General features: G+C 61.5%; 14 protein-coding genes and 1 pseudogene. 8 read left to right on the forward strand and 7 right to left on the reverse strand.

What is annotated here, in order from left to right:
• Nucleotides 1-57: 57 nt before the first annotated feature.
• Together acnD and prpF are read left to right on the forward strand one after the other, a co-directional pair.
• Complete coding sequence (acnD, locus tag AWT75_RS02750; protein ID WP_045847943.1) at nucleotides 58-2,658, forward strand: Fe/S-dependent 2-methylisocitrate dehydratase AcnD; 2,601 nt, start codon at nucleotides 58-60, stop codon at nucleotides 2,656-2,658.
• Between the two features lie 336 nt (nucleotides 2,659-2,994).
• Entirely contained in the window at nucleotides 2,995-4,188 is a 1,194-nt protein-coding gene (prpF, locus tag AWT75_RS02755) for a 2-methylaconitate cis-trans isomerase PrpF (RefSeq protein WP_062787054.1), read from the forward strand.
• 75 nt (nucleotides 4,189-4,263) lie between these two features.
• Here prpF and AWT75_RS02760 read toward each other — a convergent pair whose 3' ends face one another.
• Together AWT75_RS02760 and asd are read right to left on the reverse strand one after the other, a co-directional pair.
• Nucleotides 4,264-5,763: a GGDEF domain-containing protein gene (locus AWT75_RS02760; RefSeq protein ID WP_082695911.1), complete on the reverse strand. Its 1,500-nt coding sequence runs from the start codon at nucleotides 5,761-5,763 to the stop codon at nucleotides 4,264-4,266.
• Nucleotides 5,764-6,065: 302 nt separating this feature from the next.
• A complete protein-coding gene (asd, locus tag AWT75_RS02765; RefSeq protein ID WP_062787056.1) occupies nucleotides 6,066-6,914 on the reverse strand; it encodes an archaetidylserine decarboxylase in 849 nt (282 codons plus the stop codon).
• A gap of 187 nt (nucleotides 6,915-7,101) precedes the next feature.
• Between asd and AWT75_RS02770 the strand changes: the two genes are divergently transcribed.
• The gene (locus tag AWT75_RS02770; protein WP_062787060.1) at nucleotides 7,102-7,650 is read left to right on the forward strand and encodes an NADPH-dependent FMN reductase; all 549 of its coding nucleotides are present in this window, start codon (nucleotides 7,102-7,104) and stop codon (nucleotides 7,648-7,650) included.
• Nucleotides 7,651-7,831: 181 nt separating this feature from the next.
• Nucleotides 7,832-8,500, forward strand: coding sequence for a hypothetical protein (locus AWT75_RS02775; protein WP_062787063.1), 669 nt, complete (start codon nucleotides 7,832-7,834; stop codon nucleotides 8,498-8,500).
• 45 nt (nucleotides 8,501-8,545) lie between these two features.
• Here the strand turns inward: AWT75_RS02775 and AWT75_RS02780 are convergent, their stop codons facing one another.
• Nucleotides 8,546-9,331 carry an ABC transporter substrate-binding protein gene (locus AWT75_RS02780; protein ID WP_052694230.1) on the reverse strand — a complete coding sequence of 262 codons (786 nt, stop codon included), beginning with the start codon at nucleotides 9,329-9,331 and terminating at the stop codon, nucleotides 8,546-8,548.
• A gap of 111 nt (nucleotides 9,332-9,442) precedes the next feature.
• Entirely contained in the window at nucleotides 9,443-10,828 is a 1,386-nt protein-coding gene (gene dokD / locus AWT75_RS02785; RefSeq protein WP_062787066.1) for an ornithine/lysine decarboxylase DokD, read from the reverse strand.
• Nucleotides 10,829-10,924: 96 nt separating this feature from the next.
• On the opposite strand from dokD, the gene AWT75_RS02790 reads away from it, so the two are divergent.
• A complete protein-coding gene (locus tag AWT75_RS02790) occupies nucleotides 10,925-11,821 on the forward strand; it encodes a LysR substrate-binding domain-containing protein (protein ID WP_062787069.1) in 897 nt (298 codons plus the stop codon).
• Nucleotides 11,822-11,870: 49 nt separating this feature from the next.
• Here AWT75_RS02790 and AWT75_RS02795 read toward each other — a convergent pair whose 3' ends face one another.
• Together AWT75_RS02795 and AWT75_RS02800 are read right to left on the reverse strand one after the other, a co-directional pair.
• Complete coding sequence (locus AWT75_RS02795) at nucleotides 11,871-12,083, reverse strand: sigma factor-like helix-turn-helix DNA-binding protein (protein WP_045847980.1); 213 nt, start codon at nucleotides 12,081-12,083, stop codon at nucleotides 11,871-11,873.
• A gap of 166 nt (nucleotides 12,084-12,249) precedes the next feature.
• Entirely contained in the window at nucleotides 12,250-13,497 is a 1,248-nt protein-coding gene (locus tag AWT75_RS02800; RefSeq protein ID WP_062787072.1) for a TIGR03862 family flavoprotein, read from the reverse strand.
• 242 nt (nucleotides 13,498-13,739) lie between these two features.
• Between AWT75_RS02800 and AWT75_RS02805 the strand changes: the two genes are divergently transcribed.
• The 3 genes and pseudogenes from AWT75_RS02805 to AWT75_RS22545 all read left to right on the forward strand — a co-directional run bounded on the left by AWT75_RS02805 (nucleotide 13,740) and on the right by AWT75_RS22545 (nucleotide 16,910).
• The gene (locus tag AWT75_RS02805) at nucleotides 13,740-15,368 is read left to right on the forward strand and encodes a methyl-accepting chemotaxis protein (protein ID WP_062787075.1); all 1,629 of its coding nucleotides are present in this window, start codon (nucleotides 13,740-13,742) and stop codon (nucleotides 15,366-15,368) included.
• Nucleotides 15,369-15,606: 238 nt separating this feature from the next.
• Nucleotides 15,607-16,475 (forward strand): annotated as a pseudogene (locus AWT75_RS22540) (DEAD/DEAH box helicase); the annotation flags it as partial.
• A 204-nt stretch (nucleotides 16,476-16,679) separates the two neighbouring features.
• Nucleotides 16,680-16,910, forward strand: coding sequence for a DbpA RNA binding domain-containing protein (locus AWT75_RS22545; RefSeq protein ID WP_239689438.1), 231 nt, complete (start codon nucleotides 16,680-16,682; stop codon nucleotides 16,908-16,910).
• Between the two features lie 77 nt (nucleotides 16,911-16,987).
• Here AWT75_RS22545 and tauD read toward each other — a convergent pair whose 3' ends face one another.
• Nucleotides 16,988-17,821 carry a taurine dioxygenase gene (gene tauD / locus AWT75_RS02815; protein WP_062787079.1) on the reverse strand — a complete coding sequence of 278 codons (834 nt, stop codon included), beginning with the start codon at nucleotides 17,819-17,821 and terminating at the stop codon, nucleotides 16,988-16,990.
• Between the last annotated feature and the right edge of the window lie 40 nt (nucleotides 17,822-17,861).

Here is a 17,861-nt window from a genome sequence, read left to right on the forward strand (position 1 = left end):
CTAAGCCGCAAGGATAGCTCCCCGCTTTGCTTCCACCCTGAGAGTTTTAGCGACGCCATGAACAAAAACTACCGCACCCGATTGCCCGGCAGCCAGCTGGACTACTACGACACCCGCGCCGCCGTTGACGCCATTGCGCCCGGCGCCTATGCCACCCTGCCCTATACCTCGCGCGTACTGGCCGAGCAACTGGTGCGCCGCTGCGAACCGGAACTGCTGACCGACGCGCTCAAGCAACTGATCGAACGCAAGCGCGACCTGGATTTCCCCTGGTATCCGGCGCGCGTGGTGTGCCACGACATTCTGGGCCAGACCGCACTGGTCGACCTGGCCGGTCTGCGTGACGCCATTGCCGACAAGGGCGGTGACCCCTCGCTGGTCAACCCGGTGGTGCCGACCCAGTTGATTGTCGACCACTCGCTGGCCGTGGAATGCGGTGGTTTCGACCCGCAGGCTTTTGAAAAAAACCGTGCCATTGAAGACCGTCGCAATGAAGACCGCTTCCACTTCATCGAGTGGACCAAGACTGCCTTCAAGAATGTGGATGTGATTCCGGCCGGCAACGGCATCATGCACCAGATCAATCTGGAAAAAATGTCGCCGGTGATCCAGGTGCGTGATGGCGTGGCCTTCCCCGACACCTGTGTCGGCACCGACAGCCACACCCCGCACGTGGATGCACTGGGCGTGATTGCCATCGGCGTGGGCGGCCTGGAAGCGGAAACCGTGATGCTGGGCCACCCGTCCATGATGCGCCTGCCGGACATCGTCGGCGTCAAGCTCACCGGCCAGCGCCAGCCCGGCATTACCGCCACCGACATCGTGCTGGCGCTCACCGAGTTCCTGCGCAAGGAGCGCGTGGTGGGCGCTTATGTCGAGTTCTTTGGTGATGGCGCTGCCAGCCTGTCCATCGGCGACCGTGCCACCATTTCCAATATGTGCCCGGAATATGGTGCTACTGCTGCCATGTTCTATATCGACCAGCAAACCATCGACTACCTCAAGCTGACCGGCCGCGAAGCCGAGCAAGTGGCACTGGTAGAAAACTACGCCAAGGTCAGCGGCCTGTGGGCCGACAGCCTGGAAAGCGCGCAATACGAACGCGTGCTGGAATTCGACCTGTCCAGCGTGGTGCGCAATATGGCGGGCCCGTCCAACCCGCACAAACGTCTGCCCACCTCGGCACTGGCCGAGCGCGGCATTGCGGTTGACCTGGACAAGGCACGTGCCGAAGAAGCCGAAGGCCTGCTGCCGGATGGCGCGGTCATCATTGCCGCCATCACCAGCTGCACCAACACCAGCAACCCGCGCAATGTGGTGGCCGCCGGCCTGCTGGCCAAGAAAGCCAATGAACTGGGCCTGCTGCGCAAGCCGTGGGTGAAGTCCTCGTTTGCTCCGGGCTCCAAGGTGGCCAGGCTGTATCTGGAAGAAGCCGGACTGCTGCCGGAACTGGAAAAGCTGGGCTTTGGCATCGTCGCCTATGCCTGCACCACCTGTAACGGCATGTCCGGCGCACTGGACCCGAAAATCCAGCAGGAAATCATAGAACGCGACCTGTACACCGCCGCCGTACTGTCCGGCAACCGCAACTTCGATGGCCGTATCCACCCGTATGCCAAGCAGGCCTTCCTCGCCTCGCCACCGCTGGTCGTGGCTTACGCCATTGCAGGTACCGTGCGCTTTGATATCGAAAAAGACGTGCTGGGCGTGGTGGATGGCAAGGAAATCCGCCTGCAGGACCTGTGGCCGTCCGATGATGAAATCGACGCCATCGTGGCGCGTTGCGTGAAGCCGGAGCAGTTCAAGCAGGTATACATCCCGATGTTCGACCTGGGCCAGGTGGAAGAAGCCAAGAGCCCGCTGTACGACTGGCGTCCGAAGTCCACCTACATCCGTCGTCCGCCCTACTGGGAAGGCGCACTGGCCGGCGAGCGTACGCTCAAGGGCATGCTGCCGCTGGCGGTGCTGCCGGACAACATCACCACCGACCACCTGTCGCCGTCCAACGCCATCCTGCCCAGCTCGGCTGCCGGTGAATACCTGGCCAAGATGGGCTTGCCGGAAGAGGACTTCAACTCCTACGCCACCCACCGTGGCGACCACCTCACCGCCCAGCGCGCCACCTTTGCCAACCCGCAACTGGTGAACGAAATGGCCGTGGTGGATGGCGCGGTGAAGAAGGGTTCGCTGGCGCGTATCGAGCCGGAAGGCAAGGTCACCCGCATGTGGGAGGCCATCGAAACCTATATGGCCCGCAAACAGCCGCTGATCATCATTGCCGGTGCCGACTACGGCCAGGGCAGCTCGCGTGACTGGGCAGCCAAGGGCGTGCGGCTGGCCGGGGTGGAAGCCATCGTGGCCGAAGGCTTCGAGCGCATCCACCGCACCAACCTGGTGGGCATGGGCGTATTGCCGCTGGAATTCAAGGCCGGCACCAACCGCAAGACCCTGGCCATTGACGGCACCGAAAGCTACGACGTGAAGGGCGACATCTCGCCGCGCTGCACGCTGACGCTGGTGATTCACCGTCGCAATGGCGAGACGCTGGAAGTGCCGGTCACCTGCCGTCTGGATACCGCCGCCGAAGTGCGGGTGTATCAGGCTGGCGGCGTGCTGCAGCGCTTCGCCCAGGACTTCCTGGAGTCCACCACCGCTTGAGTTTTGCTGCTCCCGGCCTGCGGGTATGTCCCTGCCGGCAGGCCGGACCCAGAGCAGCCCCCTTAGAACCCGTTCATAGTCAGCTGCGCTAGTTGAATATGGGGGCGATACCGCGTTAAAAACGTCTTCGGAATGCTCATTGACTCCATGTCAACTCCGCTTTCCCAGTTGTTTACGGTCGTTTTCGCCTTGTCTCGCTCTAGCTCACAAGACTCTGAACAGATTCTTATGATGCAGGGCGGCGCGAAATCCGTTTCGCAGCCGCCCTGCTGCTTGCCACCCTATTCCGGCAATGCCTGTTGACGGCCTTGCCCACTGCATGACAGGAGAGACTGCATGGCCCATGCTCCACAAATCCGCATTCCTGCCACCTATATCCGTGGCGGCACCAGCAAGGGGGTGTTTTTCCGCCTGCAAGACCTGCCTGCCGCCGCACAGCAGCCCGGCCCGGTGCGTGACGCCATCCTGATGCGGGTGATCGGCAGCCCCGACCCCTACGGCAAGCAGATCGACGGCATGGGCGGTGCCACCTCCAGCACCAGCAAGACGGTGATCCTGGCCAAGAGCAGCCGGCCCGATCACGATGTGGACTACCTGTTTGGCCAGGTGGCCATCGACAAGGCCTTTGTCGACTGGAGCGGCAACTGCGGCAATCTGTCCGCCGCCGTCGGCTCCTTTGCCATCATGAGCGGACTGGTGGATGCCAGCCGCATCCCGGCCAATGGCGTGGCCACGGTACGCATCTGGCAGGCCAATATCAGCAAGACCATCATTGCCCATGTACCCGTCACCAACGGTGAAGTACAGGAGACCGGCGATTTCGAACTGGACGGCGTCACCTTCCCGGCCGCCGAAGTACAGCTTGAATTCCTCGACCCGGCCGACGAGGGCGAAGGCGATGGCGGCGGTGCGATGTTCCCCACCGGCAATGTGGTGGACACGCTGGATGTTCCGGGCGTGGGCAGTTTCCAGGCCACCATGATCAATGCCGGCATCCCCACCATCTTCCTTAACGCAGCAGAACTGGGTTACAGCGGTAGCGAACTGCAGGAAGCCATCAATGGCGATGCCGCCGCACTGGCCCGCTTTGAAACCATCCGCGCCCATGGTGCAGTCCGCATGGGGCTGATCAAGGACATTGCCGAAGCGGCCACCCGCCAGCACACCCCCAAGATTGCCTTTGTCGCTCCGCCTGCGGCCTACACCGCATCCAGTGGCAAGCAGATTGACGCCAGCGACATCGACCTGCGCGTGCGCGCCATGTCCATGGGCAAACTGCACCACGCCATGATGGGCACCGCTGCGGTGGCTATCGGCACGGCTGCCGCCATTCCTGGCACGCTGGTAAACCTGGCCGCCGGTGGTGGCGAACGCCAGTCGGTGCGCTTTGGCCACCCCTCAGGCACCCTGCGCGTAGGTGCGGAAGCCAGGCTGGTGGACGGCCAGTGGCAGGTCAGCAAGGCCATCATGAGCCGCAGCGCCCGCGTACTGATGGAAGGCTGGGTGCGCATTCCCGGCGACAGTTTCTGAGCATTGAAGTCAGCAAATCAACAAACAAGAATGGCCACCCCCGGGTGGCCATTTTTCATTGGGTAATGGCCAGCATCAGCCTGCCACCACCACCCGGTTGCGCCCGGCACGTTTGGCCTGATACAGCGCCATGTCAGCCTGCTTCACCCAGGCGGCCTTGTCTGCCATCAACAGCGAGGCGCTTGCCACCCCCAGGCTCAGCGTTACCGTGATATCGGCCTGACTGGCATGCACCGTGCGTGCCGCCATTTGCTGACGCAGGGTTTCGGCCAGCAGCGCGGCATGTTCCAGTGTGGAATCCGGCAGCACCAGCAGGAACTCCTCGCCACCGTAACGGATGGCGGTATCGTGCAGGCGCATATGCTCCTGCAACAGCATGGCCACCTGTGCAATCACCAGATCGCCCACATCGTGGCCATATTCATCATTCACCTGCTTGAAATGGTCGATATCCAGCATGATCAGCACCGCTTGCTGGCCTGAATGCTGACAGCGCAACCATTCCTGCTGCAATACCTCGTCACCGGACCGGCGATTGAGCAGACCGGTCAGCCCGTCCAGACGCACCAGTTGTGCCAGATAGGTATTGCTCTGCTTCAGCGCATCCAGCAGTTGCTGGTTGCGCCCTTGCCAGTGCAGGAACAGGCGGTAGGCAAAAAAGGCATTGAACAGCACGATCAGGGCGAATACCCAGAAGAACACCCAGCCGGTCTGGGTCATTACCAGCGCCGCCTGTTGCACCTCCGGAGCCAGACCGCGCTGCAACTGCCCCAGCAACAGGCTGCTGCCAAGACTCAGCGACAAATAGCCAAACACCAGCACGCCGACACTGACCAATAACAACAGCAGCACCACCAGATGGCGCGATTCGCCATCACTGCCCTGCACCTGCGGCAAGCGCGCAAAGAGCCAGCGTTCGGTCCGCAGCCAGGACCACGCCAGGATAGGTCCCACCAGCAACAGGTTCTGCAGGAAAAAGCCCAGCCACCAGCCTTGCCAGATGGGCAGTAATTCCGACAAAGGCTGATGATTGCTGTAGGTCCAGATCAGCGCGCCGCTGGAGCTGAAAATGCTGCCGGCAAAGGAGAGCTGGACAAAATGCAGCAGCGACTCCAGACTGCGCAGTCCGCGCATCATGGGCAGGGCCCGGAACCCCAGGGCAATCACGGCCACGCCCAACGGGTCGGCAAAGGCAAACAGTACTGCCCATTGCCAGGCCATGCCGGCATACAAGGCCAGCGACAAGGTGGTGAAATAGGCCGGAATCGCCCCCCACCACCAGCCAATGCACAAACTCCACCACAGGCTGATCAGCAAGGCCGGGTAGACGGTGATATACACCGTCACCCCACCAAATTGCAGTGGCATGCCAGACCAGTTATCCACCACCGACAGCACACCCAGCCCCAGCGAAACCAGAAGACTGCCCAGCCACGCGCCAAACAACAGCCAGCGCTCACGTACCGACAGCTGTTGCCACAAACGCCAGGGGCTGGCAAAGGACGCGCGTGCACTGGCAAAAGCCGCAGGAACGGACAGCACGGAAGATGAGGAGCCGGCAGCGTCGGTATTCATGGTGAATCAAGGCTCACAACGGGATTGAGAAATCATTCTGCCTTGCCACCAACACCGGGCTGGGCGGCGGAACAAATCTGGAACACAGGCAAGGCGCGGCAGTGACATTAGCATAATTAACCCTTGCTCAGCAGGGATATTGCACCCGACTGCGGCATTACCCCTGCCCAGCCGGGACAGAAGCATGATATTGCATGGATAGCTGTTGCATATTGACTGCACACCCGGCCTCATACCAGTCCGGATACGAAAAAACCCGGCCAAACCGGGTTCATGCACGCCATGTCCAAACCGGATGGCATTCAGACCGTGTCCGCCATGCTCTCGCCCAGACGCACCGGACGGGCCGGCTGCCAGTCCTGCTCAAAATGCAGGCCAGCCGTGCCCGGGAACAGCAACACCACCGTAGAACCCAGCTGGAAACGGCCCATCTCCTCGCCCTTGCGCAGCATGATTTGCTGGTCCTGATAATCCCAATGCTGAATGCGGCCCGGACGCGGCGGATTGACAATGCCGTGCCAGACCGTGCCCATGCTGCCAACGATGGTGGCACCCACCAGGGTCAGCACAAAGCGGCCATGCGGGCCTTCAAACTCGCATACCACCCGTTCGTTACGGGCAAACAGGCCGGGCACACCACGTGCCGTGGCCGGATTCACCGAAAACAGCGCACCGGGCACATAAGTCATGCTGAGCAGACGCCCATCGCAAGGCATGTGAATGCGGTGGTAATCACGCGGGCTCAGATAAATGGTGGCGAACTGGCCGTCCTGATAGCGTGCCGCCATCTCGGCATCACCACCCACCAGCGCGGTGGTGGAATAAGCATGGCCCTTGGCCTGGAAGATCTGATCGGCGTGAATGGCACCAAACTGGCTGATGGCACCATCCACCGGGCAGATCAGTGCGGTATCCGCCAATGGTCGCGCACCGGCACGCAGCGGGCGGGTAAAAAACTGGTTGAAGCTGGGATAGCTGCTGATATCCGGATTGGCCGCTTCGGCCATGTTCACCTGATAGCGTCCGACAAACCAGCGAATGACCGCCGTGGTCAGGCTGCCGGCTTCGGCACTTGCCAGCTTGCCGGCCAGAATGGTTAAAGCCTGCTTGGGCAGAAGATATTGCAGCCATACGGCAAAGCGTTCGGACACGATGTAAAACCTTGAATGCGGACAGCCGCACATTATAAGCCGGACTGCCAGTGAATGCGAAACGCCAAGCTGCATTTGCCTGCACAGCCGGTCACTAACCGTCAGCACTGGAAAGCCATGGATGCGCTAACTAGAATGCAGACGGGCTTTACCTCTTTTGCCCGCTTTCCTCACACAAGGAACCACGATGAGCACTCTGAACGTTCTGGCCATTTGCGGCAGCCTGCGCCGTGCCTCCACCAATATGGGTCTGCTGCGCTACGCCAAGGCACATGCGCCAGCCGGCATCCAGATCGACATTGCCGACCTCAGTCAGGTCCCGTTCTACAACGCCGACATCACTGAGAAACCGGCCGCCGTGCAACAACTGCTGGCACAACTGGCAAAGGCCGATGCCTTGCTGCTGGGCTGCCCGGAATACAACTACTCCATGGCCCCGGCACTGAAAAACGCGCTGGACTGGGCATCGCGCGAACCGGACAACAAACTGCTGGCAGGCAAGGCCGTGGCCATTGTGGGCGCTGGCGGCGGCATGGGTACTTCGCGCGCACAGTACCACCTGCGCCAAAGCTGCGTGTATCTGGACCTGCACCCGCTGAACAAGCCGGAAGTATTTGCCAATGCCTTTGCCGGCGGTTTTGATGCCGAAGGCAACCTCACCGACGAGCGCCTGCAAGGCCTGGTGGTGCAGCAGCTGGAAGCATTGCAAGCCTGGGCCGCCCAACTGAAAGCCTGATCGCACCGCAGCACCTCCTGCGCTGTTCCACACCCGGCTGCGGGACAGCGCATTATCTTGTTTTTACTCAATTTTACTTCCATCCTGCCGATATACAGACATCTGCCGCAGGCCATACGGCACGCAGACCCGGCGCCATGCACAGGCTGGCGTCCTTCTCCGTTTTCAGCAGGAGCCTCCCATGACCGTCAACAGCGTCAACAGCAGCCTGTTGCTGAATGCCAGCTACAGCAGCAGCACCATTACCGACAGCAAAACCGGCAACAGCATCAGCAGCAGCACCCTCACCGTGGACGAAGTGGTCACGCTGGGGCAAAACAGTGAGGACAACAGTGCCCTCACCTATGGCAAACCGACCACGGGCAGCAGCACGCCGGTGGATGTACCTGCCTTGCTGGCCAAGTCCAACCAGCAGGTGTCGGATTTCCTCAAGCTGCTGGGCAATCTGGTCCAGCAGCAGGGCCTGCAATGGAACAAGGTGGTCAGTGGCGAACAGAAGCTGACGGTTGACCCGCAGACCAAGGCCGAAGCCACCCAGGCGGTGTCGGAAGATGGCGAGCTGGGCATCAAGAACACCGCGCGGCGCATTCTGGACTTTGCCCGGCTGGGCATAGGCAACGACCCCGGCAAGATAGATACCATTCGCGCTGCTGTGCAGCAGGGCTTTGACGAAGCCAAGAAGGCATTTGGCGGCAGCCTGCCGGACATCAGCAACCAGACGCGGGATGCCATCATGGCTACGCTGGATGACTGGCAGAAAAACGGCCTGCCGAGCAATAACGACTACACGCTGATCCGCCCGGACTTGCAGCAGGACCAGCAGCAGGCCACACAAAACGCGAGCAGTTGAAGCATGCCCGCAGTCCGTGACCGGGCTGCGGGAACACCAGCCGTGTCAGTAAATATCGCGGCCGAAGTACTGCACGCTCAGCTTCTTGAAAGTGCCATTGGCGCGCACGGCGCTGATGGCCTTGTTCAGCTTGTCCAGCAAGGCCTTGTCTTCCTTGCGCACCGCCATGCCGGCACCAGAGCCCAGCACCTCGCGCTCAGCGGCGTTGTCACCATTGATGGACGGGCCGACAAAGGCAAAACCCTTGCCCGGTTCGCTCTTGAGAAAACCCGCTTCCACTTGCAGCTCGTCCTGGAAGCTGGCATCCAGCCGGCCATTCACCAGGTCGGCATAGGCCTTGTCCTGATCCTCATAGCGCACCACATCCATGCCGCGCGGTCCCCAGAACTTGCTCAGGTACATGTCGGCCGTGGTGCCGCGCTGCACGCCCACCCGCTTGCCTTTCATCCCCTCCACCGTGAACCTGAGCGGACTGCCCTTGGCGGCAATCAGCCGCTGTGGCGTACGGAAATAGCGCTCGGTGAAGCTGACCGTCTTGGCCCGCTCGGCGGTAATGGTCATCGACGACATGATCACATCGTACTTCTTGGCCATCAGCCCCGGAATGATGCCATCCCAGTCCTGATTGATCAGGCTGCAGCGGGCTTTCATTTCCTTGCACAGGGCAGCAGCCAGGTCTGCCTCAAAGCCGACGATCTGCCCCGCCGGGTTCAGCGATTCGAACGGCGGATAGGTGGCATCCATGCCGATACGCAGATTGTTCAGGTCCGTCGCTCCCGCTTGCAGGGCGACAGCAGACAACAACACGGCACACCAGGATTGCAGCTTCATCTTCATTCCTCCGGACTGGGTGAGTAGACAAACGCACGACAAGGGACGGCTTGGTGTTATCGCGCCACACCCGTCAAGGGGTGTGGCGATACGGCAAAAGGGTTCTGGCGGTCAGGAAAGGTCACGCTCCAGCAACAACATGTCGTCGAAGCGTTCCTGACGGCGGATCAGGCGGTACTGGCCCGGCCCGTCAATCAGCACCGCAGCGGAACGCGGCTGGGCGTTGTAGACGGTCTGGTTTTCCAGCTGGTAGGCACCCACATCCAGGAAGGCCAGCACATCGCCCGGCGCACTGGCCTCGGGCAGCAGGAACTGCTCACCCAGCGGGCCATGGCGGAAGTAATCGCCACCGTCGCACAAGGGGCCGCCCAGCTTCACGGGCTGATTGTGGCTGTCCGTCATGCGGCTGGCGTTGTAGACATAGAAGTACCAGTCCTTGTAATCCGGAATGGCATTGAAACCGGCATCCAGCATGCACCACTGCACCTGGCCTTCCACGCTGCCATCCTCGCGCAACAAGGTTTTGCGCTTGGCGGTCACCATGCGGGTGAGCAATACCCCGGCACTGCTCACTACCTTGCGGCCCGGCTCGATGCAGATTTCGATATCCTCACGCCAGGCGTGTACTTCGCGGATGACGGCAGCGGCAAATTCATTGGCGCCGATTTGCGGCTGCATATTGTCCGGCCCACCCAAGCCACGGTCGGTGACGTAGCGATATGGTGCCGGAATGCCACCGCCGACATTGATCATGTCAAAGCGCACACCCAGTGCTGCTTCCAGCTGGCGGGCACAATCCACCAGCACACGGGTGGCCGCGCCAAACGGCTCGGCATCCGGCACCTGGTCACCCACATGCATGTGCAGGCCGCACAGCTTTACATAGGGCATGTCCAGTGCCTGACGGCAAATGCCTTCGGCATCGGCCAGATCCACCCCGGACTTGGCGCGGAATGCCGTCATCAGGCCTTCATGGGTAGCGGCCTTGACGTTGGGCTCCACCCGCAGGCAGATGCGTACCGGAATTTGCAGCTGACGGCTGATACGGTCGATGGCCTGCAATTCGTGCTCGCTATCCACATTGATGGCATGCAGCTGCTGGCGGATGGCGAATTCCAGTTCCTCATCGCGCTTCACGACGCCGTTGTAGACAATCTGGCTGCCGGCAAAACCTGCGGCCAGACAGCGGCGGATTTCATTGGCCGAATTGGCTTCGATGCTGATGCCTGATTCGCGCACCACCTGCAATACCGCCAGCAAGGAGCAAGCCTTGGAGGCGTAGCAGATGCGGGTATTGGCATGGCTGGCAAAGGCCTGCTTGATTTCGTCGACATTGCGGCGGATTTCCGGCGCGGAATACACGAATAGCGGTGCGCCGAATTCTGCGGCCAGCGCGGCCAGCCCCACCCCCTCCATCTGCAACTGTCCATCAGCAGCAGACAGACGGCGGTCGTGTTGCAGGGTGTATTGCCGTTGGGAATCGAAATCGTGATGCATGTGCGCTCCGTCATGTTGTGTTGTTTGTTGCCAAACATACGGAAATCGCCTAGTTTTCACGAACGAATAATTGGCATCGAACCATTCCATTCCGTCATGAATGAAACCCACCACCTGCCCTCGCTCACCGCCTTGCGCGCCTTTGTCACCGTCATCGACACCGGCAGCTTTACCGAGGCCGCACGCCGCCTGTTTCTGACCCAGGGTGCCATCAGCAAGCAGATCAGCCTGCTGGAGCAGCACTACGCCACCGCGCTATTGCAAAGGCAGCACCGGCAGATACGCCCGACACCGGCAGGCCAGACCCTGCTGCCGGTAGCGCGTGAGGTGGTACAAAAACTGAAGGAAGTGGACAGGCAGATCAAAACCCGCAGCGACATCCTCAGCCTGCAGGTGTATGTGAGCTTTGCCGTGCGCTGGCTGATGCCGCGGCTGGGCAGCTTTTACCAGCAGCACCCGCTTACCCAGCTGCGCATCGACAGCATGGTGTACGAACCGGAGGTGCTGGACCCGGACAGCCATCAGGCCTATATCCTGTTCGGGCGCGGACAATGGCCGAACATGCAGGCCGAGCTGCTGTTACCCGAGGTGCTCAGCCCGGTGTGCTCCCCTGCCATGCGGACTGAACTGTCCGGTGTGGACAGCCTGGCAGGCCACACCCTGTTTCACACCACCCGCGACTATGAGGAATGGGTTGCCTGGCTGGATACCCAGGGCATACACACGCTTGCCGCCTACAAGCATCAAGTGGTGGACTTGCACCACCTGGCGTGGACGGCGGCTGCCAGCGGGCTGGGTGTGGCGATCGGTGACATGGCCTTGCTGCACGACGAGCTGGAACAAGGCCGGCTGGTCTGCCCATTCGACAGCCAGTTGCATACCGGTTCCGGTTACTGGCTGGTCTACCCGGAGAGCTATGCCGAGCATCCGGGCCTGCAGGATTTACTGTCCTGGCTGCGCGAGCAGGCTGGCGGCATTCGCCACGCGCCATAGAAAAAGCCCGGCATGGAGGCCGGGCGACAAGTCAACAACACAGGAGAAATCACAAAGGCAAATGCGTGGACAGGGCATTGAGCTTGCGCAGTGCCTGACGGAAACGGGTGTGGGCGCGGGACACGGTGGATTCGCTGATATCCATCTGCTGGGCGGCGAAGTAGCCGGTCATGCCTTCTACTTCCATCAGCCAGACGGCTTCACGCGAACGCTTTTTCAGGCCGATCAGGTCGGCTACCTGGTTGAAATCGTCGAGTTTCATGGCGCTGATCTCCGACATCATGGGGTGGGGGAATGATGCTCCAGCCAGTGCAGCAGACACTGGCAACCCCGGTAAAACCACTTGCCGGGGCCGGTAAATTCAGCATAGATGCTTGCAAAAAAAATGCACGGACAGTTTTGCAAGCGGGAAGAAAGACCAGGCTGGCTCAGCGGCCCGTTGCGGCCAGCCAGTCCAGCATGCCTTGCCCGGCGGCGCGGCCACTGGCGAGGCACGCGGTCAGCAGATAGCCGCCGGTAGGGGCTTCCCAGTCCAGCATTTCACCGGCGCAGAACACGCCCGGCATGTCTTTGAGCATCAGCCCGGCGTCCAGCGCCTCCAGCCGGACCCCGCCCGCAGTGCTGATGGCTTCGTCGATGGGCCGCGTGGCGTACATGGTCAGCGGCAAGCGCTTGATACCTGCAGCCAGCTGATCCATATCGTTGAATGCTTCCTTGCTCAGGCATTCGCGCAGCAGGCCTGCCCTCACCCCTTTCAGGTTCAGGCGGCTTTGCAGATGGCTGGATAGCGAACGCGAGCCGCGCGGATGTTTTACTTCCGCCGCCACCTGTCCGGCACTCTTTTGTGGCAGCAAATCCAGATACACCGTGGCACTGCCATTGGCCAGCAAGCTGTCGCGGATGGGCGCGCTGAAGGCATAGATCAGGTTGCCTTCCACTCCGTGGCGGGTGACCACGCATTCCCCGGTCTTGCGCACGGTATGACCAGCCAGATCGGTAAACTCCAGCAGCACCGACTTGAGCGGCTCTCCGGCAAACTTGTCGGCAAAGTGGCTGCTCCAGTTGCAGTCAAAACCGCAATTGGCCGGCAGCAAATCGCGCACCGCCACACCGCGTTCGGCCAGCACGGGCAGCCAGCTGCCATCCGAACCCAGCTTTTTCCAGCTGCCGCCGCCCAAGGCCAGCAGCACGGCATCATGACGGGCTTCCTGCTCGCCATCCGGCGTGGCAAAGCGCAGCGCGCCTTGGTCTTTCCAGCCCAGCCAGCGATGGCGCACCCGGAATTGCACCCCGGCCTCGCGCAAGCGCGTCAGCCAGGCGCGCAGCAAGGGCGCTGCCTTCATCTCGCGCGGGAATACCTTGCCCGAGCTGCCGACAAAGGTTTCCACCCCCAGACCATGCACCCATTCACGCAATATGTCGGCATCGAAATCCTGCAGCCAGGCGGCGACCTCGTTTTCCCGTTCGCGATAGCGGCCGAGAAAGTCCGCCTTGGCTTCGGAATGGGTGATGTTCATCCCGCCCACGCCGGCCAACAGGAATTTGCGCCCCACCGAGGGCATGGCGTCATATACCGTCACCGTCACACCCGCCCGGGACAGTACCTCGGCTGCCATCAGGCCGGACGGACCTCCGCCAATGATGGCAACACGTGAACAAGATGGGGATGACGACATGACAACTCCTGCAGCAAGAACAAGGCAAAACCGGCGGGCCGGTCGACAGAGGGCGGATTGTTGCAGAAAACCCGCGTTATCCCAAGCCACATCGTACCCATACGGCCAAAAGGGGAAAAAATTTTGTTTTAAACCAAGCACAGTTAATATGACGTGCGTTACGCTGGCCGCTGTAGCAGGTCGAGACGGCCTGGATAAAAACATAAGCAACAACAAAAGGAGGCGGGGCTCCCGTACATATAATGAAAAAATTTTCCGAATGGCCAATCTGGCTGCGTCTGACCAGCGCCATCTGGTGCTGTCTGGTGGTGGCCTGGAGCGGGCTGATTGCCTGGGAAACCACGGTCAGCCGTGATATTGCGGTATCGCAGGCCAAGGACCTGGCCAGCAGCATGAACGAAATGACGCTGGCCGGCCTCACCGGCATGATGATGACAGGCACCGTGGGCCAGCGTGATGTGTTTCTGGACCAGATCAAGGAACTGTCCGCCGTGCGCGAACTGCGCGTGGTACGTGGCGACGCGGTCAACAAGCAGTTTGGCCCCGGCAATGCCGGCGACAAGGCACACGCAGCGGACGAAGCGGAAAAAAGCGCCCTTGCCAGCGGCCAGCCCTACGTAGCCATTGAATCCAGCCCGCAACTGGGCGAACACCTGCACGTGGTGTACCCGGCGCGCGCAGCCAGCAATTACCTGGGCAAGAACTGCATCAGCTGTCACCAGGTGAGCGAAGGCACCCCGCTGGGCGCGGTCAGCATGCGCATCTCACTGGAAAAACCCTACGCCTCGGTGGCGCAGTTCCGCAACCAGAGCATCCTGTTTGCCGTCATCGCCTCGCTGCCGCTGATGCTGGTGGTGTTCCTGTTCATCCGCCGCTTTGTCACCCGGCCGCTGCAAGCCATGGCAGGTGGTCTGGCTGAACTGGCCAAGGGCGAAGGCGACCTGACGCGCCGGCTGGAAGTGCGCCATCAGGATGAAATCGGCAAGACTGCCAGCCTGTTCAACCAGATGCTGGGTTCCATTGCCGAGCTGGTACGCCAGGTTGGCACCGCTGCGCGTAGCGTGGCTTCGTCTTCCGGCCAGCTGAGTCAGGGCGCGGAACGACTGGCCGAGGGTTCGCAAGCCCAGAATCGCCAATCGCAGGATGCGGCGCAGGCAGTGGAGCAACTGGCCCAGCATATTGGCGACATTGCCCGCCATGCCGAACAGGTACTGCAACAGTCGGATGAAAGCCTGCAACGCTCGCAGCAGGGCCGCCAGGACCTGAGCCGCTTGCAACAGCAGGTTGGCGAAATCCAGCAAGCCGTCACCATGATGTCCGAAGCGGAAACCGAGCTGGTGCAATCCACTGCCGCCATCACCGGCATGACGCAGCAGGTGCGCGACATTGCCGAACAGACCAATCTGCTGGCCCTGAATGCCGCCATCGAAGCGGCCCGAGCCGGCGAAGCCGGACGTGGCTTTGCCGTGGTGGCGGACGAAGTGCGCAAGCTGGCGGAAAAATCCGCTCTGTCGGCGCGCGAAATCGACAGCGTCACCGACGCGCTGAACAACAAGACCGAAGCCGTGCGCGATGCCGTGGCAGCCAGCCTCACATCCTTGCAGGCCAGCAATCAGTCGGCGGCACAAGTGGCCAGCGTCCTGGATGCCGCCAATGACTCGGCGGTGGCAGTCCGTAATGGCCTGCAACAAATCGTGCAGGTGACCGAACAGCAGCGTGAAGCCAGCGAACGCGTGACCCGCAATATCGACAGCATTGCCCAGCTGGCCAATACCAATGACACAGCCATCCAGCACACCGTGCGCTCGGCAGAGGAGCTGGAACAACTGGCAGGCGGACTGAACGACTCGGTGGCCCGCTTCAAGGTGTAGCAGACCGGCAAGAGCAAGCAACGCCAGTGCGCCCCGGCCCGCTGGCGTTTTTTCTGTCTGCCAGCGCAGTACAGCCACATCCGCAACAGCCGGTTTGGCCAATACGCCGTCTGCTGTTACACTGCCAGCCCGTTTCTGTCGTGATATCGCCAAGTCCGTGAAAAAAATCGCCTTTTCCAGCCTCACCGCGCTGCCTGAAGCCCTGCTCTCCAACCTGGACAGCCTCGGTTACCACAGCATGACCCCCATCCAGGCCGAAAGCCTGCCGGTGATTCTGGACGGGCGCGACCTGATCGCCCAGGCCAAGACCGGCAGCGGCAAGACCGCCGCCTTCGGCCTTGGCATCCTGGCCAACATCAACCCGCGCTGGTTTGCCGTACAGGCACTGGTGCTGTGCCCCACCCGCGAACTGGCCGACCAGGTGGCGCAGGAAATCCGCCGACTGGCACGCAGCATCGACAATATCAAGGTAGTGACCCTGACCGGCGGCTCGCCGATGGGGCCGCAGCGTGCCTCGCTGGAACACGGTGCACACATCGTGGTGGGCACGCCTGGCCGTCTGCAGGATCACCTGTACCGCGAATCGCTGAACCTGGCCGGGGTGAAAACTCTGGTGCTGGACGAAGCCGACCGCATGATTGACATGGGCTTCATCGAGGAAATCGTCGGCATCGTGCGCGCCTGCCCGCGCCAGCGTCAGACCCTGCTGCTCTCCGCCACCTATCCGGACACCATCCGCAAGGCCAGCGCGCAGTTCCTGCGTCAGCCGGTGGAAGTGAAAGTGGAAGCACTGCACAGCGGCGACCATATCGAACAATGGTTCTACAAGGTGAAGCCGGAAACCCGGCTGGAAACCGTCACCCGCATCCTGCAGCACGTGCGTCCGGCTTCCGCGCTGGCCTTCTGCAATACCAAGGAACGCTGCAAGGAGCTGGTGAAGGATTTGCAGGCCCGTGGCTTCTCCGCGCTGGCGCTGTATGGCGATCTGGAACAGCGCGACCGCGACCAGATCCTGCTGCGCTTTGCCAACAAGAGCACCACGGTGCTGGTAGCCACCGACGTGGCGCTCGCGGGCTGGACATCAAGGAACTGGACCTGGTGATCAATGTGGACGTGAGCCACGACCCGGAAGTGCACATCCACCGCATTGGCCGAACCGGCCGTGGCGAGTTGCATGGCCTGGCCATGACGCTGACCTGCGAAAGCGATGCCCGCCGCCTGGTGCAGATCGAGGACTACCAGAAGGCCCCGCTCACCTGGGCCGAAGTGGACGAACTGACCCCGGCGCCGGGCGGCCAGCTGATTCCGGCCATGGTGACGCTGGAAATTGCCGGCGGCAAACGTGACAAGCTGCGCCCGGGTGACATCCTGGGCGCGCTCACTGGTGACGGCGGCATTGCCGGCAGTCATGTGGGGAAGATCAACGTGCTGGAAGGTGCCAGCTTTGTTGCCCTGCAGCGCGACATCGCCCAGCAGGCTTTTGAACGCCTGTCGGTCAGCAAGATCAAGGGCCGTCTGTTCAAGATGCGCTTTGTTGAATAAGCCTTGCGCAACGCACCATGCAAAAGCACCCCAAGGGGTGGCTTTTTTGTTTTCCGACAGAAAAGACCAGAGTCTGATCAGAAGGGTTTGTCACCCAGAATGGTGGCCCGGTGCATGATGCGACGGTTGGGACGGTAATCGTCCACCGCATAATGACTGGTAGAGCGGTTATCCCAGAACGCCACATCCCCGGCCTGCCAGCGCCAGCGGATGGTGAATTCCGGCCGCGCCTGATGGGCAAGCAGGAAGGCTAGCAAGGCAGCGCCCTCTTCTTCCGGCAACTCGTTGATTTCGGTGGTGAAACCGCCATTGACGAACAGGCCCTTGCGACCGCTCACCGGATGGGTGCGCACCACCGGGTGGCTCAGCGGCGGATTGTCGCGCCGCGTCTGTTCCCATTTTTCCCGGTCGGCCGGGGTCAGGCCAAAGCGCTTGAGCGGGAAGGTCTTGGTGAAGTCATGGGTGGCAGTCAGCCCTTCCAGCAAGGTTTTCAGCCGGTCGGACAGCGCATCCCAGGCGGCAAAGCTGCTGGCCCACAGCGTGTCACCGCCGAACTCCGGCAGCAAGCGCGCCGCCAGCACCGCAGCGGCCGGCGGTGTTTCGATGAAGGTGACATCAGTGTGCCAGATGGCATTGTCCTTCAGGTCGAAGGCGTCGGTGTCCAGAATCATCACCTGCGGTGCATCCGGGTGTTGCGGGTAGATGGGGTGGGTGTGCAGATCGCCAAAGCGGGCGGCAAAGTCGCGCTGCTGGCGCGGGCTGATGTCCTGATTACGGAAGAACAGCACCTGGTGTTGCAGCAGGGCCTGCTGAATCTCCTGTTGCAGGCTGTCAGTGAGCGGCTGCGCCAGATCCACGCCTTCAACAATCGCGCCCAGCGCCGGGGACAAACGGGTAAGAGTCAGACTCATCTTCTATTCCTTGCATCATTCGGTTCTGGCCGCCGCCACA

It is taken from the genome of Aquitalea pelogenes, assembly GCF_001515305.1.
In the GTDB taxonomy this organism is placed as follows: Bacteria; Pseudomonadota; Gammaproteobacteria; order Burkholderiales; family Chromobacteriaceae; genus Aquitalea; species Aquitalea pelogenes.